The sequence below is a fragment of the Aquilutibacter rugosus genome, from assembly GCF_036541335.1.
GTDB lineage: Bacteria > Pseudomonadota > Gammaproteobacteria > Xanthomonadales > Xanthomonadaceae > Aquilutibacter > Aquilutibacter rugosus.
The window spans coordinates 165834-188617 of record NZ_JAZHBO010000001.1; the positions used below are offsets into that span (position 1 = coordinate 165834).

Genomic DNA, 22784 nt, shown 5'->3' on the forward strand with positions numbered 1-22784 from the left:
GCTGGTCCACACCCAACCGCCCTACGGCCAGGTCGGTCCCGCGAGCGCCTGCCCCCTTTTCCTGTTCATTTTCGAGCCCGAAATGTCAGCACTCATCTGCGGTTCCATGGCGTACGACACCATCATGGTGTTCGAAGACCAATTCAAAAATCACATCCTGCCGGATAAAGTCCACATTCTGAATGTGTCCTTCTTTGTCCCCCACATGCGCCGCGAGTTCGGCGGCTGTGCCGGCAACATCGCCTACAACCTCAAGCTGCTGGGCGGTTCGCCAATCCCCATGGCCACCGTGGGCGATGACTTTGGCCCCTACCGCAACTGGTTCGAGCAGCAGAATATCGCACTCGACTACGTCAAGACGCTGCCGGGCACCTTTACCCCGCAGGCCTTTATCACCACCGATCACGACAACAATCAGATCACGGCCTTCCACCCGGGTGCAATGTCGCGTTCGTATGAGAACCACGTCAAGGATGTCCCCGGCGTCACCATTGGCATGGTCTCGCCCGACAGCCGCGAGGGCATGATCCAGAATGCCCGTGAGTTCCACGAGATGGGCATTCCGTTTATCTTCGATCCGGGTCAGGCGATGCCGCTGTTCTCACCCGATGATCTGCGCAATTTCATTGAGCTGGCCGACTACGTCACGGTCAACGACTACGAATCCAGCATGCTGCAAAAGCAAACCGGCTGGACCGAGCAGGAAATTGCCGAGCGCGTCAAAGCACTGATCTGTACGCGCGGCCCGCAGGGCGTCACGATCTTTGCCGATGGCAACAGCTATCAGATTCCGCAGGCGCAGGAAAAAGCCATTAAAGACCCGACCGGTTGCGGCGATGCGTTCCGCGCGGGTCTGCTGTTCGGTCTATCCAAGGGCTACGATTGGGAAACCATTGGCCGTATCGGCAACCTGATGGGCGCCATCAAGGTTTCCTATCACGGCACGCAGAATCAGTCGTTTACGTACGATGAGTTCAACGCCGAGTTCACCAAGCAGTTCGGCTACTCGCTCTAAGCGCAGTACGCGGTATAAGAAAACGGCCGGGTTGGTGATCCAACCCGGCCGTTCTGTTTTTACAGCTTGATTTAAGGCAGATTACTTAGCAGCGCCGTCAATCGTCTCAGCGACCGAACCCGCGGTGATCGGGTGCATGCTGGCCTTGGACTTCTCGTACGCTTGCTTGGCCAGAGCCAGGCCTTCGGGCGATTTCACCAGTTCCGAGTAGATCGGCATGATCAGCTTGCGACGACCGACGCGCTCAATGAACTTCTGCAGTTCGGCGTTGGCTGCGGTGTAACCGGAACGCACCGCCAGCGGATACCAGATGCGTGCAATTTCACCATTGGTGGTGCCGGTGAAATGGAAGGCCTGATCGAGCTTGGTCATTTGTTCGGGCGACAGCTTTTGCGGCATACCGGACAGGAAGTGCGTCCATTCCTGAGTGATCCAGGTCTTGGTCGCGTCTGCAGCCGGCACGGTGCCGTTGCTGATGAAGTCGGTGCGTGCCTTATCGACGCCGGCGAAACGCGGCGAGTCGGTAGTCGGTGCATCTTTAGGAATGCCCGGCTCGTAAACCCACTCATTGACCTCTTCCATGGTGACCTTGCCCGGATACTTATCGATCAGGTTGGTCTTGAGGTAATCCACCATTTGCGCCGTCGAAATGGACTGGAACGCAAAATGATCGAAATAGGCCTTTAAATAGGCATCAAACGTTTCGCGACCGTAGCGGTTTTCCAGGAACTGCAGGAACCAGGCACCCTTGGCATAAACAGTGGAGCTGGACGAGCCGTCGGGATCGGGCAGATCCTGCGGCTTCATGGCCAGACGCTGCATACCCGGCGAGATGGCCTTGAACTCCGTAGCCAGCTCCTGGCGATCGATGAGGTTTTCCATGTCCTTCATCTCTTTGCCGTACAGATCTTCGGTGATGCGCGACTGGACGTAAGTGGTGAAGCCCTCGTTTAACCAGGCATCCTTAGGCGACGAGAACGTTACCAGATTGCCCGACCAGCTGTGTGCCAGTTCATGCGCCACCAGCGAGACCAGCGATTTGTCGCCCGTAATCACGGTCGGCGTCGCAAAGGTCAGGCGCGGGTTTTCCATACCGCCGTACGGGAACGATGGCGGCAGCACCAGAATGTCGTAACGGTCCCAGCGATACGGACCGTACAGACGCTCAGCGGTCTGCATCATCTTTTCGGTGTCTTCAAATTCCTTGGCGGCCTTAGCGACCATGGTCGGCTCCGCCCAGACGCCGCTGCGGTTACCGGTGGTTTGGAACACCAGGTCACCTGCTGCAATCGCCAACAGGTACGAAGGAATCGCCTGCTCCATCTTGAAGGTGTAGTCGCCATCGCGCGCAGCCTTCGGATCGTTGTCGGCGCTCATCAGCACCATCAGATCCTTCGGCGCGGTCACGTGGGCGTTATAGGTGAAACGAACGCTCGGCGTATCCTGCAGCGGCACCCACGACCGGGCATGAATCTGCTGCGATTGCGAGAACATAAACGGCGACTTCTTGCCTTCGGTCATCTCCTTGGTCAGCCATTGCAGACCACTGGCTTCGGGCACTGTGCTGTACACAATCCGCACCTTCGAAGGACGGTCCGGCGTTTCAATCGTCAGCTTGCTGCCAAGGATTTTGTCCTCGGCGGCGACTTCGAACTTGAGCGGCGTCCATGCACCATGGACATTCTCACCCTCGATCTTTTCAATCTTGATAGCGCGGGTGTCGAGCAGCAGCTGCGTCGCATCCTGCTTGAGCCATTCGAGCGTCAGTGTGGCGGTACCGCTAATGATCTTTTGGTCAGGCTTGACGGCCAGATCCAGATCAATGTGCTTGGTGCGCACCACATTGGGTTGCGAGTACGAGTGCTCATCGACCACTTGCTGACCGGCTTGGGACTTGTCGGCGCTTGCGGCCGTTTGCGAGTCGGCATTGGTAGCGGGCTGCGGCTTGCAGGCCACGGTGAACAAGGCGGTGGCAACCACAGCCGATGCAATCAGAAGACGTTTGTTGGTGCGATTCATTTACGGCGGACCTGAAAAAACTGATTTTTCCAGTTTAACCGTTTTGTTGCACCGCAATGCGGCAGAGCACTGCTCCGCCGCGTATCCGATTTAGAGTTTGTAACCCGAGTGGATGGCTACAATGCCGGCCGACAGATTCTTGTAATGGCAGCGCTCAAAGCCGGCCTGTTCCATCATCTGCATCAGTTCCTTTTGCGGCGGATGCTTGCGAATCGATTCGGCCAGATAACGATAGCTGTCCGAGTCTTTGGCAAACAGTTCGCCAAGGCGCGGCAGCACCTGGAACGAATGGAAATCATAGATGGGCTTGAACCACTCTTGCGTGACCTCGGAAAATTCGAGCACGCGGGCTTGACCACCGGGCTTGAGCACGCGAAACATCTCGCGCAGCGCCTGATCTTTATCCGTCACGTTACGCAGGCCGAAGGCGATGGTCACCAGTTCAAAGCTGTTATCCGGGAACGGCAGATGCTCGGCATTGACTTGCGTGTATTCAAAACCGGCGACTTTGCCCTTGTTGATCATGCGATCACGACCGACCTTGAGCATGTCGCCGTTGATATCGCCCAACACGATGGTGCCGGTATCACCGACGCGGTCGCGCAGCAGCAAGGCAATATCACCGGTACCGCCGGCCAGATCGAGAACTTTGTCGCCGGGTTTGACCTGCGCGGTGGCGGTGAAATACCGTTTCCAGACGCGATGGATGCCCAGGGACATCAGGTCATTCATCAGGTCATAGTTGCCGGCAACGCTGGAAAACACGCCGGCGACTAACTTTTGCTTTTCCTTGGCGTCTACATCTTTAAAGCCAAAGTGGGTCTTGCCCTGTTCGTACGGATTCTCGCTCATGCGTGAATTATGCCGTATAAACTGCCGGACTGAGTGACCATGGGCCTTACAGGATGTATCTCGACAGGTCCGGATCCTGCACCAGCTCACCCAGATAGCGGTCCACATAGGCGCGGTCAAACTCGACTTGCGAGCCCCCGCGATCCGAGGCCTCAAAGCTCAAGGTATCGAGCAGCCGCTCCAGTACGGTGTGCAGACGACGCGCACCGATATTCTCCTGGCGTTCGTTCACCAGCGCCGCAATTTCGGCGATGCGGTCAATGGCATCGGTCGTAAACGTCAAGGTCACGCCTTCGGTCTGCAGGAGTGCCTGATATTGCGTGGTCAGAGCGGCCTTGGGCTCGGTCAGGATCCGCACAAAGTCATCCTTGCTCAGCGCACCCAGCTCCACACGAATCGGGAATCGCCCTTGCAGTTCGGGGATCAGATCGCTGGGCTTGGCCAAATGGAAGGCGCCGCTGGCAATGAACAGGATGTGGTCGGTTTTCACCGGGCCGTATTTGGTCGAAACGGTCGAGCCCTCGACCAGCGGCAGCAGATCCCGTTGCACACCCTCGCGCGAGACATCGCCACCGCCGACGTTTTCGCCGCGTTTGGCGACCTTATCAATTTCGTCAATAAAGACAATGCCATGCTGCTCCGTCGCCTCAATGGCAGCGGCGCGAATGTCGTCCTCGTTGATCAGGCGGGCGGCTTCGTCTTCGATCAGTTGAGCGCGCGCGGCCTTGATGGTCATCTTGCGCTTGCGTTGCTGATTCTGGCCCATTTGCGAGAACATCTGACGCAGCTGCTGGCCCATCTCTTCCATGCCCGGCGGCGTCAGGATGTCCATGCCACCCGTACCCATCGCGGTCTCAATCTCGATCTCGCGTTCGTCCAGCGCACCGGTGCGCAGCTGACGACGCAGTTTGTTGCGTGTGCTGTCGGGGTTGGAGTCGGCATCTGGCGCCACGTCGACGGCATTCGCATCGAACGCACCGGGCTGCACGTATTTGGGCTGCGGCAACAGCGCGTCGAGGATGCGATCCTCGGCTCGGTCTTCGGCCTTGGTGCGCACATGCACCTTGGCCTGGTCGCGATACAGCTTGACGGCCGTATCCACCAGATCCCGCACGATCTGCTCCACGTCCTTGCCGACATAACCGACCTCGGTAAAGCGTGTGGCCTCAACCTTGACGAAGGGCGCATTGGCCAAGGTAGCCAAGCGACGCGCAATCTCGGTCTTGCCGACGCCGGTCGGACCGATCATCAGAATGTTCTTGGGCATCACTTCGTTGCGCAGATCATCATCGAGCTGCGCACGGCGCCAGCGATTACGCAGGGCAATGGCTACCGCACGCTTGGCCGACTTCTGGCCAATGATGTGACGATCGAGCTCCTCGACGATTTCGCGCGGAGTCATGATGGCGTTGGTTTGAGTTAGAGAATTCACAGCGTTTCAATGACCACGTTGGTATTGGTGTAAATGCAGACTTCGCCTGCAATACGAATCGATTCCTCGGCCATGGCGCGGGCATCGAGATCGGTATGCTTCATCAGTGCACGGGCTGCGCTCAGGGCATACATGCCGCCCGAACCGATGGCGATGATGCCGTCCTCGGGTTCAATCACATCGCCGTTGCCACTGATCACCAGCGAGGTCTCGCGATCGGCCACTGCCAGCAGCGCCTCTAACTTGCCGAAGCGCCGTTCGGTGCGCCAGTCTTTGGCCATCTCCACAGCAGCGCGGGTCAGCTGACCGTGCTTTTCGAGCTTGGCCTCGAACAGTTCGAACAGGGTGAAGGCATCGGCGGCTGCACCGGCAAATCCGGCCAGCACCTGGCCATCACGGCCCAGTCGGCGAATCTTGCGGGCATTGCCCTTCATCACGGTGTGGCCAAGCGTGACCTGACCGTCGCCGGCAATGGCGACTTGACCGTTGCGACGAACACTGACAATGGTGGTGGCGTGAAAAACAGTAGGGTCCATAACGGCGCTATGACTTTCGCATTGATTGAACCCTAGTACTGGGGCTCGCCGTGAAACAAATCAAGCGTCGCTGTTCAGGCGGCTATCAACCGCTTGCGTTCCGTTTAGGATTTGTCCGGTTTGCGACGCGCGCGCGGATGGGCCTCGTCATAGACTTTGGCCAAATGCTGGAAGTCGAGATGCGTATAGATCTGCGTGGTGGCGATATCGGCATGGCCAAGCAGCTCCTGCACGCCGCGCAGATCGCCGGATGATTCCAGAATGTGACTGGCAAAGCTATGCCGCAGCAAATGCGGATGCACGCGCTTAAACAGCCCCTGCCGGCGTGCCAGCTGCGCCAGGCGAATCTGCACCGCTCGCGAGGTAATCGGGCGTGTCAGGTCACGCCCGGGAAACACATACCCTGCCCCGGTCGCCGCTTGCGTATCGGCACCGCGGGTCGCCAGCAATTCGCTGCGCCATTCCAGCAACGCGGCCGTTGCGTGCGAGCCCAAGGGCACCACGCGCTGCTTGGATCCTTTACCGGTGACGGAGACGAGACGGTCTTCGAGATCCAGCTGCGGCCAGGTCAGGTTGCACAGCTCACTAACGCGCAAGCCCGATGAATACAGCAACTCGAGCAAGGCGCGGTCGCGGACGCCAAGGGTGCCTTCGACCGGGATTTCGACTAGCGCTTTGGCCTCGTCAGGATCGAGTACTTGCGGCAACTTGCGCGCCGCTTTGGGTGCACGCACGGCGGCGGCCGGATTGATCTTTAACTCGCCGCGACGCAGTAGCCAATCAAAGAAACTGCGACTGGCGCTTAAATGGCGTTGAATACTCTTGGCCGATAAACCGCGGCGATTTTCGTGCGCTAGATACGCGCGCACCACGGCGGCATCCACTTGTTGCCAATCGACCGGCGTGACCGCAGTCGCTTCAACGGAATCGTCACCGGCATCCTCACCGGCGACAAATCGCGTCAGGGTCAGCAGATCACGGCTGTATGCATCGAGCGTGTGGGCAGAGAGCTGCCGTTCCACGCGCAGGAACTCTAAAAAGCGTGCAACGGTCGGATCAAGTGTCATGCCGCGACAGAATGACCGGAATCGCTTCGGCCAGCAGATCCAGGAACAGCGTTCCCATGCCCGGATAGAAGCGATTGGCATCATGGCTACCAATGGCGAGCAGGCCCGCAGAGCCTAGCGACAGCAGCGCCGACGATTGCACTTGCGAAGCCAATTCCGGCCCGTACAGCAGCTCCTGCTTGTCGGGATTCAGGCGGCCGCAAATCGGGTCGCCGCCCGCAATGAGATCGCGGAACGAGGCCAAGGCCGCGGAGTCACGGGCAATATGCCGATGCCAGGGTTCCTGTTCGAGGCCGGCAACCGCTTCGAACGAGATCGTACGCACAACGGATGCATTGAAATCCTCAGTCAGCGAAGCGGCCAAGGTGCGCCACACATCCGCCGCCGAGTCGGCTCGCACCAGCGCCAGGGTCAGGCGATGCATGAAGCGCGTGAGCTGTTCGTTCTGCTGCGCCACGCCGTAGAGGTCCTGCAGACGACGCGACAGATCACGGTTCTTTTCGCGCAGGATTTCGAGCTGATAGCTCGCCAATGACGAAGTGGTGCCGGTGCTACGCGGAATCACTATGGACTGCACCAGATCGGGATACTGCTGCAGGAACTCCGGATGTTGTCGGATCCATGCAGCCACTTCGTGGCCGGCTAATTCCTGCACGTCACTCATACGATCAATTCACCTTGAAAAACAAATGCGGTCGGTCCGCTCATCCGTATCGGCTGATCATCGGCGGGCCATTCAATCTGCAGTCGGCCACCGGGCAACGCCACCGAAACCTTACGATCCAGCATGTCACGTCGCACCAGGGCCGCCACCGCAGCGCAAGCGCCACTGCCGCAGGCCAACGTTTCACCGGCGCCGCGCTCATACACGCGCAGATACAGTTCATTACGGCTCACCACCTGGGCAAAACCGACATTGACCGATTGCGGAAACAGCGGCGAGATCTGCATCGCATCGCCCACTTCCATCACATCGGCCATAAACGCTTCGGGCACGACAATCACGGCGTGCGGATTGCCCATAGACACCGCAGAAAACTCAAAATCCCTGAACGGGTACGTCAGCGCCTCGTGCTCAATCTGCGCGCCCAACGGCACCTGCCGCGGATCAAACGAAGGCACGCCCATCGCCACTTGGTAATAGCCCTTACCCAGCGGCAGGACCTCGTGCAGGCCGGCGGGACTGGACAGTACGAAGGGTTCCCCGGCAGGCAGCTGCAACTCGCGCTCGACCCAGGCCGCGACACAACGGGCGCCGTTGCCGCATTGGCCGGCAATGCTGCCATCGCTATTCCAGATGCGGTACGAGGCCACAGTACCCGGCTCGACCGGATCCTCGATGCTGATGATCTGATCGCAGCCAACGCCAAAATGCCGGTCGCCCAGCTTTTGCGTTACGGCGCGCGATGGCGGTTCGGCACCGCCACGCAGATCGAGCATGACAAAGTCATTGCCCGCGCCATGCATCTTGTCAAAGCGCAGACCCACGGCGATAACCCTTAGCGCGCCGCAGGCGGCTTGGGCGCGCTGGCCTCGGCCGGCGGCGTGTCATTGGTCTCGGTCGGCGCATCGGCCGGTGCGGGCGGTGTCACCAGGGGCTCATCACCGGTGAACTCCGGCGGACCCGGCGGCAGTTGCGATACCGGCGGATGATCCGGCAGAAACAGCGGGCCTTTGTTACCGCAGGCCGACAGACCGGCCGTCAGCAGTGCGGCGGCGATCACGATCAAAAATGGCGTTTTGCGAGTCATGCGCCAAAGTGTAACCGTCTTAGCGTGGCCGTGCCCGTGATCCAGGTCCGAACTCATTGCGAAATGCCCAGTTGATTCAGCATAAAGCTGTACATTTCGGCCTGCTCGCGATAGCGACGGAAGCGGCCGGATTTACCGCCGTGACCGGCTTCCATATTGGTGCGGAACACGACCGGCTTGCCCGAGGTATTCACGCCGCGCAGGCGCGCCACATATTTGGCAGGCTCCCAGTACTGCACTTGCGAGTCCCACAGTCCAGTACCCACAAACATCGAAGGATAAGCCTGCTTTTTCAGATTGTCGTACGGCGAGTAGCTGAGCATGTAGTCGTAGTACTTCTTTTGCTCGGGATTGCCCCACTCGTCGTATTCGTTCGTGGTCAACGGAATCGAGGGATCGAGCATGGTGGTGACCACATCGACAAACGGCACCTGCGACAGAATGACGTTGTATTTTTCCGGCGCCATGTTGGCCACGGCGCCCATCAGCAGGCCGCCGGCACTGCCGCCGTAAGCCGCGACGCGATCCTTGGCCGCATAGCCCTCTTTCACCAGCATGTCCGTGACATCAATGAAATCGGTAAAGGTGTTCTTTTTCTGCAGCAGCTTGCCGGTTTCGTACCAGCTGCGGCCCATCTCTTCGCCACCGCGGATGTGCGCGAGTGCGTACACCATGCCGCGATCTACTAGGCTCACGGCGGTCAGGTTAAAGTTCGGATCGGTCGAGGAACCGTACGATCCGTAGGCATACTGCAGCAGGGCCGCGGTGCCATCGGGCTTAAAGCCCTTGCGGTACACCACAGTCACGGGGACTTTGACGCCATCGCGTGCGGTGGCCCACAGGCGACGGGTCTCGTACTTGCTGCTGTCGTAACCGATCACCGGCTGTTGCTTGAGCAGCTTGCGCTCGCCTGTGCGACGGTTGAGTTCATACGTAGTCGCCGGCGTCGTCAGCGAGGTATAGCTGTAACGCAGCCATTCGCTCTCGGGTTCCGAGTTGGTGGCCAGGCCCATGCTGTAGGCATCTTCGTCGGCCTGCACATACTGTTCGCGACCATCGTTATACAGCAGGCGCAGGCGCTCCAGCCCATTGCTGCGCTCGGCAATCGCTACCGAGTCATTGAACAGCTCAAAGCCCTCAATGAATACATCATCGCGTTCGGGCACCAAATCCTTCCACTCTTTGCGTGATGTCGCGTTCGATGGCGCCGTCACTATCTTAAAGTTCGTGGCCTTTTTGCCGTCGGCACCGGGTGCATTGGTGCGAATGACCCAACGGCCATCGAGATGGTCGGCATCGTATTCGACATCGCGCTCGCGCTGGGCCAGCACGGTAAAGGTGCTCGGGTCATTGGCCGGAGCGCAGCGGTACTCGCTCGACACGGTGCTCGACACGCCAATGCAGATGAAACGGTCATCGCGAGTGCGCTCAACGCCCATGTAGAAGCTATCGTCGGTCTCGGTATACAGCACCGGATCGGCCGCCGGGTCGGTACCCAGCAGGTGTTTGCGAATGCGGGTAGTCAGCAGTGTCTTGGGGTCGTTCTCGACATAGACCAATGTTTTGCTGTCATCGGCCCATACCAGATTCGGCGAGACGCCCTTGATCACATCGGGATAGATTTCGCCAGTCTTAAGATTCTTAAAACGAATGATGTACTGGCGGCGACCGACTTCGTCATCGGCGTAGGCCAGAATCTCATTGTTCGGTGAGACTTGCAGATCGCCAACGTTGTAATAGCCCTTGTCTTTGGCCAACTCGTTGACATCGAGCAGGATTTCTTCGGGGGCGTCCATGGTGCCGGCACGGCGGGCATGAATCGGATAATCCTGGCCTTGCGCATACCGCGTGTAATACCAGTAGCCGCGCTCACGGTACGGCACGCTGGAGTCGTCCTGCTTGATGCGATCGACGATCTCTTTATAGAGTTTGTCCTGCAGCGGTTTGAGCGGCTCCAGCACCTGATCGGCGTAGGCATTTTCGGCCTGCAGATACGCCAGCATCTCGGGATTCTTGCGGGTGTCATCGCGCAGCCAGTAGAACTCATCGTTGCGTTCAGCGCCAAACGGCGCCTTGACGACATAAGGTTTGGATGCGACTACAGGCGGCTTTGCGGTATTCATAGGTGGCATTGAGTCCGGTTGCGCAGCTCGTGCACCAAACGCCGTCAACACGCTCACCATTCCGATGGCAATGAATGCATATCGTTTCACGCAGAACTCCGCTTAATCAGGGAGTCTCCATGATACAAGCATGCGGCGCCCCACCGCTCGCCACGCGGCAGGACGCCAGCCCGTCAGCTCTTTAGCGTGCTATTTGGTCCACAACGGACTTGTTCATGACCGAAATTGCATCGCCGACGACCTGCGGGTACTGCGGCGCAGTATCGACCGCGCGTCGCACTGTCATGCTGGTATGCATGCCACCGCCGGTGCCCAATGCGATCAGGCCGCTGACCACGGCGCCGGTCACGTTGGCTGCAATATCACCACCGGTGGTGACATTCCGGACGCCGGCAATGGCCGGGCCCTGTGCCTCAACCGGATTATTGAGCAAAATAGCGTTGCCGGAATCGGGGCGCCGTACCTCGATGCGCGTATCGGTCGGCACAAAGACCGGCGCAAACGTAGCGGACACCTTGGCGGTATCGCTACCGGCGATCTTATTCAGGAAGCCTCCGCCACTGCCTTCGATCTCGGCAAAGGTCAGCGTGAAAGTCACATCGAGCAAGGTGGCATTGAGCGCCTTGGCCAGTGCGGTCTGCGCTTGGCTGTCACCGGCGGCATCCATGGTGCTTGTGATACCGCTTGCTAGTTTTGCCAGACCGCTGGCTTGTCCTGCCAGACCACCTAGCCGACCCAATGAACCGCCAAAGCGTCCCAGCTTGCCAGTCATTGCCGCAACCTGTGTTACCTGTCCGCCGGTGGCAATGGCGCCTGCAATGTCCTTGCCGTTGGGATCTTTGCCTTTACCACCCATAGGAAGTTTGATCAGCATGTCGCGCGGCGTGTACATATAGCCCGCCGAATCGCCGTTTTGCACGGTCAGCAGTTGGACATTACCGATGCCGGGATCAGTCAAGCGCGACACGTCACCGGCACTACGCAACTGATTACGGTCCAGTACCTGATAGCCACGTGCGCGCAGTTCGCTCTCGAGTTGTGTCAGCGCCTGCTCGGCCATTGCCGACAAGGCATCATTGTCGAGTCCATGCAGTGTGTAATACGCGTTTACCGCTGCGGTGCTCTGATTTTGATTTCCAAGACCCGGTCGGGAACTGCCTCGCCCCGACGCCTCATTGATGATCACCACACGGTAACCGCTGACCACCACGCGGCTGCCCGGTGCGACTGTGGCACGCGAACCCGCCACCTTCCACGCCGTAGCCAACGCACTTTGCGGCGTGCCGGCTTGCACGTTGATCGTGGCCGGGCCGGACGAACCAAACAGACCCGCATGAGCAGGCGCGCTGACCACTGCACAAAGAGCGAGAGTTATTGCAGCCAATTGCAAAGAACGACGCATGATGAAAATCCCTTGAATTAAACTACCTACAGGATATATAGACCAATCCGCGCGTGCCCAGCATGACAATGATTGTCATGATGACGATCACTGTCATGCATCTCTATCCGAATCATTGCTGCAGTAGATTGACTGAACGACTAGCCTAGGGTACTTGGGCGTCGTGATTTCACTATTAATCGGAGATGGGAAATGAACACCAAATTGCGTCGTCGCCCGTTGGCACTGCTGTGCCTGTTGGCGATGTCAGCGCCAGCTGTTGCCGCCGCACCGCCAACCCCGGAAGCTGAAAAATTCGAACAGATGCAGGCAGAGCTCGATAGCCGGATTGGCGACCCGCAATTTGATTTTGCTTATGCGTCCGCGGCGCTTGACGCAGGCAAACCTTCTGACGCGATCATTGCGCTGCAACGTGTGCTGGCGCTGCAACCCGATAACGCACCGGCGCGAGCAGAGTTGGCACGCGCGTACGCTATGACCGGCGATCTGGACACGGCCAAGCAGCAATTCGAAACTGTCGTCGGTGATCCGACAATTCCGGATCCGGTGCGGCAGCGCTTTAACAATCTAATCAAGGCGTATGACAATGCCACTAGGGGCGGCGGCGATTCGGTCAACGGCTATGTCGATCTGCAACTAGGCCATGACAGCAACATCAACTCGGCCACGGCTCTGAACTCCATCACCATTCCGTTGTTCGGCTGGCTGGGCCCCGGGCAGCTGGGCCCGCAGTCGCGTGCCATCAGCGACACCACGATTGATTTCACGGCGGGCATTAGCGGATCGCATGGTATTTCACGCGGCAATCGAATTTATGGCAGTGCGTTGGCCAGTTGGCGCGACAACCGGGACAGTCGTGCCTTCGATCAGCAAAGCCTAACGCTGACGGGGGGCTATGCCCATACCCTGCCCTCTCGCAACGTCGTTTCGATTTCATTGCAAGGACAGAATTTCGGCTTAGGTGGACACAGTGTTCGTAACGTAATCGGGGCAATCGGTCAGTTCACGCAAGTCCTGTCGGCTACGTCGGCCTGGAGCACTTCGCTGCAGTATATGGATCTAAACTACATCACCCCCGGTGTACCCGATGCAAGGCGTTACGCACTGGCCAGCGGCATCAGCACCGCGACATGGAATCTGGGCGGACAACTGGGTCGCGAGCGCACCAAAGATCGCTCCGCCGATGCCGATTCGTTTACGTTTTACGGCCTGAACGCCGGTTGGCAGGTACCGCTGGGTGCACGCGATCTGCTGTATGCCGACGCGGCATGGGAGAACCGACGCCATCTGGACGACAACTTCATGTTCCTTAAAGAACGCAAAGACTCACGCGTGGATCTGGGCGTCGGCTACAAGCATCAGTTCACTCCGCGTTGGTTACTCACGGCTCGTGCGAGCTGGGCTCGCAACAGCAGCAACATCGACCTCTATGACTTCCGCCGCACGATGATCAGCGCCGGCATCCGTTACGAATTTTAAGGAGCTATCGACATGCAACCTTCAAAGACTCTTCGACTGCGTGTTCTCACGCTCGGTATTGCGGCATGCTTGGCTTCGGGTGCCAGTGCGCAGTCTCTTGTCGTGTTTTCTTCGACCGGTGGCGTCAAAGCCGTCACTCCGGGTCAGGTCCACACTCAGAAAACGGGCGTGACCCAACTCCGACTTGCAGACGGTTCTATAGTATCGGTGGTCGGCCCTGCCGCCTTCCAAATACGCGCCGATGGCTCGTTCGAACTCATCACGGGGTCGGTTACGGCTGTAGCCGGCAGTAGCTCGACTCGAATTCATTTGCCGCTAGGTGGCAGCATGCAGCTGGGCGCAGGCGGGAATTCCGGCAATGTCACCGTCAATGGCGTTGGAGTCACCGGCGGCGTCTTGAACGGTCAGGTCACCATCAGCGGCAACAAAGGCTCACTGACAGTTAAGAGCGGCGAATTCTGGAGTGGACTGGCCGGCGGTACACCCGCCAAGACGCTGGGTAATTCCGGTGTGGCGGTTCCTTCCTCCGTCGATCATTCGAACTGGCTGGCGCTGTATCTAATGACCGCCAGTACGGGTGCACTCGGTCAGGCCATGGATGCAACAGCTGTCGAAAAGCTCCTGCAATTTCAGGCCTTTGTGGCCAAGGGCGGTACTCCCTCCGACTGGAAGGGTGGTGACATCAAGGCCATTCTTGCTGCCTACAGTGACTGGGCGAAACGCACCGGCGCCAGCGGCATTCCGGTTGCCCTGGACAATTTCCTGAAACAACTGGCCTCGTATTTTGCGAGCGGCAAGAGCATTGATGCCTATCCCGAATTACCGCTGTATCAGAACTACACCGCTGCGCTCGACGCACTGCGTCAGTATCTGATGAACGGTGGCGTGCCCAGCCAATACGGCGCTCTGACTGCAGACCAGATCAAAGCGATGCTGGCCATGCTGCAGCAGACGGGATCGTTCTCGAGCTTCTTTAATGCCAATGGCGCGTTCTGGGGGCAATACCTGAGCTGGGTCAACGGCAGTAATAACCCGGACGCGTTCCCCGGCCTGCCAGAATCCCTCACCCAAAAGCTCGACCGTTATCAGACAGCGCTCGACCGCATGTATGCGTGGATCGCTGCGGGACACGCACCAAGTGCCTATGGCGAGCTAAGCCTGGCCCAGATGGAAGAGTACCTCGTCGCGCTCGAAAGCAACGGCCGACTGAACACGATGCCGGATCCAAAGGGCGAATTCTGGCGCTTGTATGTTGCCTATCTGACGAATACGGATAAGCCTGCGGATCTGTTTTACTTCTTGCCGATGTACGAGCAGTCCATTGATTCTCTGAAGGCGTACTACACCTATCTGATCAAAGGTGGCAAGCCATCCGAGTACACGGCAGCAAGCCAGGAATCCCTGTATAAAATGATGCAGATGCTGTCCGAAGCGGGCCGGATCAACTCCTTTGGCGATCCGTCCGTGTTCATGGCGGATTTCTATGCTTATCTCTCCAAGGGTGGCATCGCAAACGATTATCCCAATCTGCCGAAGACGCCGACGCCGGGTGGCGGCGCCTTTAGCGTTGCTTCGGTCCAAGTCGTGAGTGCCGCCAATATGCCGGGGGCTTTTAATGGCATGGCAGGCAGTTCGGCAACGGCAACCACCCTGACTGCCAATGAGACGACCAAGGCAATCACGGGCGAGATCCCCAACCAAAGCGCGGTGAGCGTCATCAAGATTCCGACTGATGCCAAGTTGCTGGAACACGGCGAATTGACCACTGGCGTGGGGTATGGCCGCCTGGTTAGCGGCGACTCTCAGGGCCGCTTCTCATTTGACGGTAAGGACTACGCCTATACCGCCAATCATGGGCTGCACTACGCCTACGTGCCCGAGCTGACCTCGATGCCGCAACCTCTCATTCTCAAGTACAAACTTGCCGGCGCGACCAAACCGACCACCAATAGCGGTAGCAACCCAGCGGGCACGTTCGACGCAACGGCCGCGATCGCATTCACTCAGGCCAAATACCGAATTGGGATGGAGGGCTCGTTGGTGATGCCGGGAGATGCTACCTACACCTTTCAGACGGACGGCGGACTCAAAGCGGTTGAAATCAACGGATACGACTCCGATGGCAGCAGCTCCGGCATGTTCTCCATGTTTATGTTCGGGACGGGCCGGAGTTGCCCCGCCAAAGAAAGGTGCTCCATTGACATGTGGTGGAAATTGGGCGGCTCCACCGCCAATTTCCTTGCGACTTCGTATCGCACACGCAGCAGCGCAACAGGAGATGGCATTGTCGGCGCAGCGATCTTTACGCAAGATGGCATCTACACGCCACCACCGTTGCCGACCGTGGAACTGACCAAGTTCGCAGGCAATAAGGTCGAGGGCCTGGTTGGTCTGCAACTGGTTAAGAAGAGCACCAGCTTCACATCATCTGTGAATTCGACGGGCTATTGGACCCGCTTTGACGGCAGCTCCAAACTGCTTGAGGTCGCACAGACCAACACGCTCTCGGGCTGGGTCCAAGGCGCATCAACCGAAACGAATGCGGGACACGATGGCGACAAGGCCGCTTGGATCACCTGGCGCGACGGTATTTGGGGAGCCGGCGACTTCTCCTCCTTCACCGTGTTGCGTTCGATTGACCCGTCGCGGATTCCTGCGGTAGGCACTACCGTTAATTACAACCTGTTACCGGGAGCCGGTCTGGCTCCAACTCGCAAGGACTCCAACGGCAACGTCGTGAACGGAAGTGTGACATCCGGCAAGGCCGCGGTTTCGTTCGCCAACTCTTTCAGCGCGCTGTTCGGCATGGAGCTCAATCTGGCGATGAACTCCGCCAACTATGCGTTTAGCACAAGCGGCGGCATTGCCAAACCGTCGGTGACATTGCAGCAAATCTATGTCGGCGACAATCGGGGCTATACCGCCACGTATGCCATGCGTGCCACGGATAATGCCGGCGGGCTGTGCTCAGGCAGCCAGTGCCTGGCCACCGGATCCGTGCTCTTGGGTGGCACCAGTGCGGATCAGTTGGCCGTCTCCTATGTCGCGAATAATCACACCGATGTCAGAAATAACTTTGGCGGCATCGTGGTGTTCGACAAGGCTACGGCCCCATCGTCGTCGGCGATGCCTTCGCCGGAAACCGCCGGCTGGGGACGCTGGACCGGCCCGGTTCTTCCCACGCCGACACCCGGTTCGATTCCGGTCCCGGTGCCGGTGCCAAACGGCGCCAATGCAATGCCGGGCGCGGAATTCGTGAATCAAGGCGCACCGTCGGGCGCACTCACGGCACACGCTCAACGTCGCATGCTCGATACGCTCGGCTTGGATATCCGCTTCAATCACTAAGGCGCTGTGCGCTGCACGGCTCCCCTCAGTGCTAGGGGAAAACCCACGACCTTCGGGTCGTGGGTTTTTTAATGCCCGTCGGGATTTTTATTAGTTGAGTACGACGAAGGCGGTGACCGGTGCGCGGGCACCTGCACTCACCGTGATCGTGTAACGCTCCGTGTACAAAGGCAGCCACTCACAAAGATGGCCATCGCGGCGCCGTTGCACCGTACAGGCTACGGACTGATTAGCGCCATGCACGCGCAGATCCACGTGACCATTGCCAACCGGTGTCACAGTCACTGACGCCTGCTGGCCGGCAAGAAAGCTGGCGCTGCTGACGTCCTTCTGGGCCGGCGAGAGCTGCACGCGGCGATAGGCGGGGCCCAATACGCGACCGCGGAACACCGCAGCGCCACCGGGAGGGGCGCCCATCGCAATGGCCTGGCGCGCCCATGTGGTCACAAGATCCTCCTGGCCGTCGATAGGATGCGCTCCCAGTCGAGCCAGCGTACGTGCTGCCCCGGCAAGCGCCTCGGCATCCTGTTTGCTATGACCCTGACTGGCCAGCTCACCCTGCACCAAGGCAGCTGCAATCTTGGCCTCGGGACCAGGTGGCCACTGGGCGCTTTCCGCGGTCGACGGGGCCTGCGCACAGGCCGAACTGATTGCCGATAGCAGCACCACTGTACTGCCGATTAGATTCCTGTTTCGCATCATGCCAACTCCGTTACGGGGGCCATTTCAAAACTGGCGCCATGCTCGGTGTCGAGCAGGCGAATTTGCAGACCATGCCGCGCGGCAAAGGCCTGCGCCAGCGGCAAGCCCAGACCGTGTCCTTTGGCTACCACATCGTCGGACCGGCCAAAGCGCTCGAAAATGCGACGACGCATCTCCTTGGGGACGCCCGGACCGTCATCGGCAACGAGCAAACGCGGACCCTGGCTCAGATTGATCTCGATGCGGCTGCCGGCGGGACTGAATTTCAGGGCGTTATCCAGCAAGTTGGACACGATGCGCTCCAGCTGCAGTACATTGCCCTGGATAACCAGATCCGGCTGAATCTGCGCCTGCAGTGAGTAGCCCTGATCCTCGGCGCTGTCAGCGTAGATTTCAACCATGCGCAGGACCAGTGCCGAGAGATCCACCGCCTCAAAGTCACTGATGTCCCCCAGATGGGCCTGCGCCGCTGAAATATCCAGCAGGGACTCGAGCAGGCGCACAATCGATCGAATGTCTGCGCGGCCCTGCGCCAAGGTTTCCTGCACGCGCGGATCGGCGGACTGTTCCAGCACGCGGTGCAGCTTGGTGTCTAGATGCAGAAGCGGGGAGCGGATTTCATGGGCCGCATGTTCTGACGACTCGCGGTAGCGATTCACGAGATCCACCTGCCTCTGCAGCATGGTTTGCGTGCGATGGCCAAGCACATCCAACTCGTCACCGTGTTCCGACGTGGCGTTGGCAATTGCGGGCTCACCGCGTGCAGCGCGAAGGTGCAGCTCCTCGATGCGATCCAGACGGTCGGCTAGACGGCGGCTGCGCCAATAGCCGAGCAGCAGTGCCATCCACGCGACGCCTATCCCGGCCAGTAAAAAGGTCCTGCGCAAAGCGCCGAGCGTGGACTGAAGATCCTGCATCTGTCGGCCGACAAATAGACGAAGCTCCGGGCTAAGCTGAGTAACGCGCCCGCTGATTTCGTGTCCGTGACGGCCATCGAGGGTGCCGAACTCGGAACGCCGGGCATCGAGCGGCGGCCATTGCTCCAGATTGCCGACCAGTTGCCTGCCTTTTTCATCCAGCCGATAGACCGCACGGTCATTGGGGTTGGCATACTGCAGCCGCTCGGCGATGCGACGAACCAGCTCGTCTTTGCCGCCCGCCGCATACAGATCCGCCAGGCCGGCCATATCGGTATTGACGTTCGACTCGACCGACTGCAGGGCCTGCCTCCGCACGCTCGACGCGGTCAGTGCATATAAAGATAGCGTCGACAGCATGACCAGCGCCATTGCGGCCAATGCCAATCGCCAGGCGATGGAGCGAAAGAACGGGACCGAGCGTTGCGAGACCGTGGTCATTGAGCGCTTAGATATCGTCGCTCATGAGGCGGTAGCCGGCACCACGCACCGTTTCGAGCACGGGTGTCGGAAAATCTTCCTCCAGCTTGCGACGCAAACGCGCCACGCTGACATCGATCACATTGGTCTGCGGATCGAAATTGAGCTTCCAGACATTTCGCAGCAGCATTTCGCGCGTGACGATGGCACCCGCGTTTTCCATAAAATAACGGAACAGATCAAACTCCCGCGGACTCAGCGCGATGTGTTTGCCGCGACGCCAGGCAGTCCGTGCCTTGAGGTGACACTCGAGTGCGCCGGCAATGAGCGTGGGTGAATGACCTGCCGCACGGCTGCGACGATACAGGGCGTTGATCCGCGCAACCAATTCCTCGGGCTCGAAGGGTTTGGCCAAATAGTCATCGGCGCCGGCATCGAGGCCTTGGGTGCGGTTGGAGCTTAGCCCCAGGGCTGAGAGCATCAGCACGGGCGTGGTGACTCCGACCTCGCGCAGGCGCTGAATGGCCGTGATGCCATCCATCTGGGGCATGGTGCGATCGAGCACGATGACATCGAATGATTGGGCCGCCGCCGTTGCCAGGCCCTTGGCGCTGGACTCAACCGAGCTCACACGCATACCCCGACCCTGCAAAATCTCGCGGATCGCCGTCAGTGTTTGTGGATCGTCATCCACATGCAATATGTTCAGCTCGTCCATTGGCATACACGGGGTCAATGAGATTATCCTACCCATTATCGGGTGCAGACTGACCGAGCGGGCATGACAATGCTTGTCATCTGCGCGCCATCAACCGGATTTGGGGAGTCGTGGATGAAGCGTTTTGCCATTCAGTGTGCCGTTGCAGCACTTCTTGTTGCTGGTACGGCCGCCGCAGGGCCTTCGACACTGCAGCAGCAGATCAAAGCGCTCGAGGGCATTGACCTGCGCGCCACGCCCAAGGATCAGGTACTGGCCAAGACCGAGGCACTGATGGCTCTGGCGCGTAAAGACCGTACTCTGCCGCTGGCGGACCTGTATACGATTCGACGGATTGAGGCGAGCACCTGGTTCTTTGCCGGCAATGCGGCCAAGGCGCTGGAACTGATGAATGCGATCATCAGCGATCTGGGCAAGACGTCGGAGCGCGATTCGGCCTTGATGCAGGAGATGCGGGCCAACCGTGCCGCCCTACTCGGTCAGATGGGTCGCACCGCCGAGGCACTGAGCGAACTGCAATCCAACCGTGCCTGGTTTGCCGAACATAAGGGCAAGCAAAGCGAGGAATACATCACCTCCACCGCCGAGGTCGCCGCTTTGCTGAACGCCACCGGTGATCCGGTCGCTGCCGAGTCGGCTGCCGCTGAGGCCGTTGCACTGGCGCGCAGCAATAAACTCGCCGACACCACCGTGACGCGACTGTGGATCAACTGGGCCACGCTGCTGACCGGCAGTGGTCGCACCGCCGACGGTATTCGCGAATTACAGTCCGTTTCCAGGTACTCCGAGGAAAAACTGGGCACCGAGCATCCGTTTACCGTAGGCGCTCTGCGCAACCTGGCCACCGAACTCAACAACGCCGGCCGCTTTACCGAGGCGCAGGGCATTCTGCAGCGCACGCTCGAAATCACCCGTAAAACCGAGGGCGAGAAGAGTCCTTCGTTAACCTTTACCTTGAACAGTCTTGGTGCCGCCGCACTGGGTAGCAAGGGCCCGGCCGCCGCCGTGCCATTCTATGAAATGGCGGTGCAGCACGTAAAGAACTATCCGTACACGGCTGCGCCGCATCTGTACGGCGAGGTCGCACTGAATCTGGCCATGGCCTACGAAGGCATGGGCCGCACTTCGGATACGATGGCACTACGTCGTGAAGTGCTCGACTCGGTGCGAAAATCGCTTGGCGAACAGCATGCAACCTACGCACGGGCCAGTAGTGATCTGGGCGCTTCGCTATTGGCCGCCGGTGATGCCGAGGCTGCACTGCCACTGTTGCAGACGGCGAGCGCCATCAACGAAAAGGTGCAAAAACCACGGGCCAAACTGCGCATTCAGACGCAAGTGCTCGAAGGTGCCGCTCGCGTGCAGACCGGTGATGCCACCGGCTATGCCATCGCCAAAGCTGCGATGCAGACTGCACGCGATGCCGTGCTCGAAGATCTGACGACGCCCACCCAGACGCTGCGCAATGCCGCACAGTTTGCCGGTGCATTCACGGAGTTTGCCAAGCTTGCGCTCCTGAGCGGCCACGATGACGATGCATTTGAGGCCTTGCAGCTGGCTCAGTTGAGCGACCTGGATCATGCCGGTGCGGCGCTGATGGCACGCACCACGGCCGGCAACGAGTCGCTGGCGGCGCGCCTGCGTTCGCTGCAGGATCAGAATGCGGCATTGGGCAAGCTGCGTAGCGAGCGCTCAGCCCTCCTCGCTGCATCCAAACTCACCGAGGTTGCAGCGCTCGACACGCAAGCCGAACGCATGGAGCGCGAGATTGCCGGTGCAAGTGCGGCCATCAATGCCGAGTTTCCGCAATACGGACAGCTGATTCGGCCGGCGCCCATGTCCTTGCGCGAGCTGCAGTCGCGTCTGCACGCCAGCGAATCGCTGCTGATCGTACACGCCGGCACCGCCTCCAATATCTCCATGCTGGTCGGCAAAAAACGCGTGGATCATGCCATCGGCACCATTGGTCGCAGCACCGTCGATCAGTGGGTTGCGCGGATGCGCGGCAGCATCCAGTCGGCACTGGAGCGCGATGACTTTACGGCGCCGTTTGATGCCGCCGCTGCGAATGGCATCTTTCAGGCGGTGCTTCCGCCAGCGCTGGACAAGATCGCCGCTCGCGCCGACACGTTGCATGTGCAAGCCGGCGGTTCGCTGGCATCCATTCCGTTTGCAGCCCTGCTGACCCGCAAACCCGCAACCGATACTCTAGGTGCCGTGGCGCTGCGGAAGGCCCCCTGGCTGATCAAGCGGCAGGCCGTGCTGACGCCGGCCTCCTTGGCCCTGATCGGCAATGAGCGGCCTGCTCGCGACGGCATGCGCTTTGCCGGCATCGGCGCACCCGCGCTGCAGGGCAAGACGCCTTTCGCTTTGGCGCTACGTGGCGTCGGTCAAGGCGGTGCGGCGGATATCGAAGTAGCCGACCTGCCGCCCTTGCCGGGTGCACAGCAGGAGCTGCAGAACCTGTCTGCAGCGTTCGGTAGCGAACATTCCTTGCTGCTGACGGGCGCGGATGCGACCCGCTCGCGCCTGCTGCAAATCGACCTGCGTCCCTACGATGTCCTTGCGTTTGCCACGCATGGTCTAGTCAGCGGTGAATTGCGTGGTTTGACGGAACCTGGCCTCGTCATGACGCCGGTCAGCAGTCAGGCTGATAGCGGCGTGCTGACAGCATCGGATGTTGCCACTCTGCGGCTCAACGCCGATTGGGTCATTCTGTCGGCTTGTAATACCGCTGCTGGTGATTCCACCGGAGCACCTATGTATTCGGGACTGGCGCGTGCCTTTATTTATGCGGGTGCGCGCAGTCTGCTGTTATCGCAATGGCCGGTGCGCGATGACATCGCATCACGATTGAGTCTGCAGACCGTGCAGGCCGCTCGCCGTGGCACGAACCGAGCGCAAGCCCTGCGCGCATCGCAGCTCAAGCTGATTTCAGACCCATCGGTACCCGGCGGCGCGAATCCAGCCGCCTGGGCACCCTTCGTACTGATCGGACAGTAA

17 protein-coding genes are annotated in these 22784 nt (G+C 59.5%); 4 read left to right on the plus strand and 13 right to left on the minus strand.

Translation table 11 applies throughout. The features are described from left to right. Positions 1 to 82 precede the first annotated feature (82 nt). A complete protein-coding gene (locus V3390_RS00830; RefSeq protein WP_331702953.1) occupies positions 83 to 1015 on the plus strand; it encodes a carbohydrate kinase family protein in 933 nt (310 codons plus the stop codon). 81 nt (positions 1016 to 1096) lie between these two features. Here the strand turns inward: V3390_RS00830 and V3390_RS00835 are convergent, their stop codons facing one another. From V3390_RS00835 to V3390_RS00880, 10 genes are all read right to left on the minus strand, one after another. Further along, complete coding sequence (locus V3390_RS00835) at positions 1097 to 3034, minus strand: M1 family metallopeptidase (protein WP_331702954.1); 1938 nt, start codon at positions 3032 to 3034, stop codon at positions 1097 to 1099. Positions 3035 to 3124: 90 nt separating this feature from the next. After that, the gene (gene ubiE / locus V3390_RS00840) at positions 3125 to 3886 is read right to left on the minus strand and encodes a bifunctional demethylmenaquinone methyltransferase/2-methoxy-6-polyprenyl-1,4-benzoquinol methylase UbiE (protein ID WP_331689631.1); all 762 of its coding nucleotides are present in this window, start codon (positions 3884 to 3886) and stop codon (positions 3125 to 3127) included. 46 nt (positions 3887 to 3932) lie between these two features. After that, a complete protein-coding gene (gene hslU / locus V3390_RS00845; RefSeq protein WP_331703618.1) occupies positions 3933 to 5288 on the minus strand; it encodes an ATP-dependent protease ATPase subunit HslU in 1356 nt (451 codons plus the stop codon). Between the two features lie 26 nt (positions 5289 to 5314). Beyond that, positions 5315 to 5854: an ATP-dependent protease subunit HslV gene (gene hslV, locus V3390_RS00850; protein ID WP_331689632.1), complete on the minus strand. Its 540-nt coding sequence runs from the start codon at positions 5852 to 5854 to the stop codon at positions 5315 to 5317. 104 nt (positions 5855 to 5958) lie between these two features. Then, positions 5959 to 6921 carry a tyrosine recombinase XerC gene (gene xerC / locus V3390_RS00855; protein WP_331702955.1) on the minus strand — a complete coding sequence of 321 codons (963 nt, stop codon included), beginning with the start codon at positions 6919 to 6921 and terminating at the stop codon, positions 5959 to 5961. After that, positions 6911 to 7585 carry a DUF484 family protein gene (locus V3390_RS00860; RefSeq protein ID WP_331702956.1) on the minus strand — a complete coding sequence of 225 codons (675 nt, stop codon included), beginning with the start codon at positions 7583 to 7585 and terminating at the stop codon, positions 6911 to 6913. Before V3390_RS00860 ends, xerC begins: the two co-directional genes overlap by 11 nt. After that, positions 7582 to 8388 (minus strand): diaminopimelate epimerase, encoded by an 807-nt coding sequence (gene dapF, locus V3390_RS00865; RefSeq protein ID WP_331703619.1) that lies wholly within the window; start codon positions 8386 to 8388, stop codon positions 7582 to 7584. Before dapF ends, V3390_RS00860 begins: the two co-directional genes overlap by 4 nt. A 32-nt stretch (positions 8389 to 8420) precedes the next feature. Further along, on the minus strand, positions 8421 to 8672 hold the full coding sequence (gene lptM / locus V3390_RS00870; protein WP_331689635.1) for an LPS translocon maturation chaperone LptM: 252 nt from the start codon (positions 8670 to 8672) through the stop codon (positions 8421 to 8423). 53 nt (positions 8673 to 8725) lie between these two features. Continuing rightward, positions 8726 to 10804 (minus strand): S9 family peptidase, encoded by a 2079-nt coding sequence (locus V3390_RS00875; RefSeq protein ID WP_331703620.1) that lies wholly within the window; start codon positions 10802 to 10804, stop codon positions 8726 to 8728. 172 nt (positions 10805 to 10976) lie between these two features. Continuing rightward, on the minus strand, positions 10977 to 12197 hold the full coding sequence (locus tag V3390_RS00880) for a hypothetical protein (protein ID WP_331702957.1): 1221 nt from the start codon (positions 12195 to 12197) through the stop codon (positions 10977 to 10979). A gap of 192 nt (positions 12198 to 12389) precedes the next feature. Between V3390_RS00880 and V3390_RS00885 the strand changes: the two genes are divergently transcribed. Further along, positions 12390 to 13676: a porin family protein gene (locus V3390_RS00885; protein ID WP_331702958.1), complete on the plus strand. Its 1287-nt coding sequence runs from the start codon at positions 12390 to 12392 to the stop codon at positions 13674 to 13676. Positions 13677 to 13688: 12 nt separating this feature from the next. Further along, positions 13689 to 17024: a hypothetical protein gene (locus tag V3390_RS00890; RefSeq protein ID WP_331702959.1), complete on the plus strand. Its 3336-nt coding sequence runs from the start codon at positions 13689 to 13691 to the stop codon at positions 17022 to 17024. A gap of 90 nt (positions 17025 to 17114) precedes the next feature. Here the strand turns inward: V3390_RS00890 and V3390_RS00895 are convergent, their stop codons facing one another. Genes V3390_RS00895 through V3390_RS00905 form a run of 3 tightly spaced genes read right to left on the minus strand, consistent with a single transcriptional unit; the run spans position 17115 to position 19781 of the window. Further along, a complete protein-coding gene (locus V3390_RS00895) occupies positions 17115 to 17726 on the minus strand; it encodes a hypothetical protein (RefSeq protein WP_331702960.1) in 612 nt (203 codons plus the stop codon). Next, positions 17723 to 19084 (minus strand): sensor histidine kinase, encoded by a 1362-nt coding sequence (locus V3390_RS00900; protein WP_331702961.1) that lies wholly within the window; start codon positions 19082 to 19084, stop codon positions 17723 to 17725. The genes V3390_RS00895 and V3390_RS00900 overlap by 4 nt, the downstream gene beginning before the upstream one ends. 7 nt (positions 19085 to 19091) lie before the next feature. Beyond that, positions 19092 to 19781: a response regulator transcription factor gene (locus V3390_RS00905; RefSeq protein WP_331702962.1), complete on the minus strand. Its 690-nt coding sequence runs from the start codon at positions 19779 to 19781 to the stop codon at positions 19092 to 19094. Between the two features lie 114 nt (positions 19782 to 19895). On the opposite strand from V3390_RS00905, the gene V3390_RS00910 reads away from it, so the two are divergent. Next, positions 19896 to 22784 carry a CHAT domain-containing tetratricopeptide repeat protein gene (locus tag V3390_RS00910; RefSeq protein ID WP_331702963.1) on the plus strand — a complete coding sequence of 963 codons (2889 nt, stop codon included), beginning with the start codon at positions 19896 to 19898 and terminating at the stop codon, positions 22782 to 22784.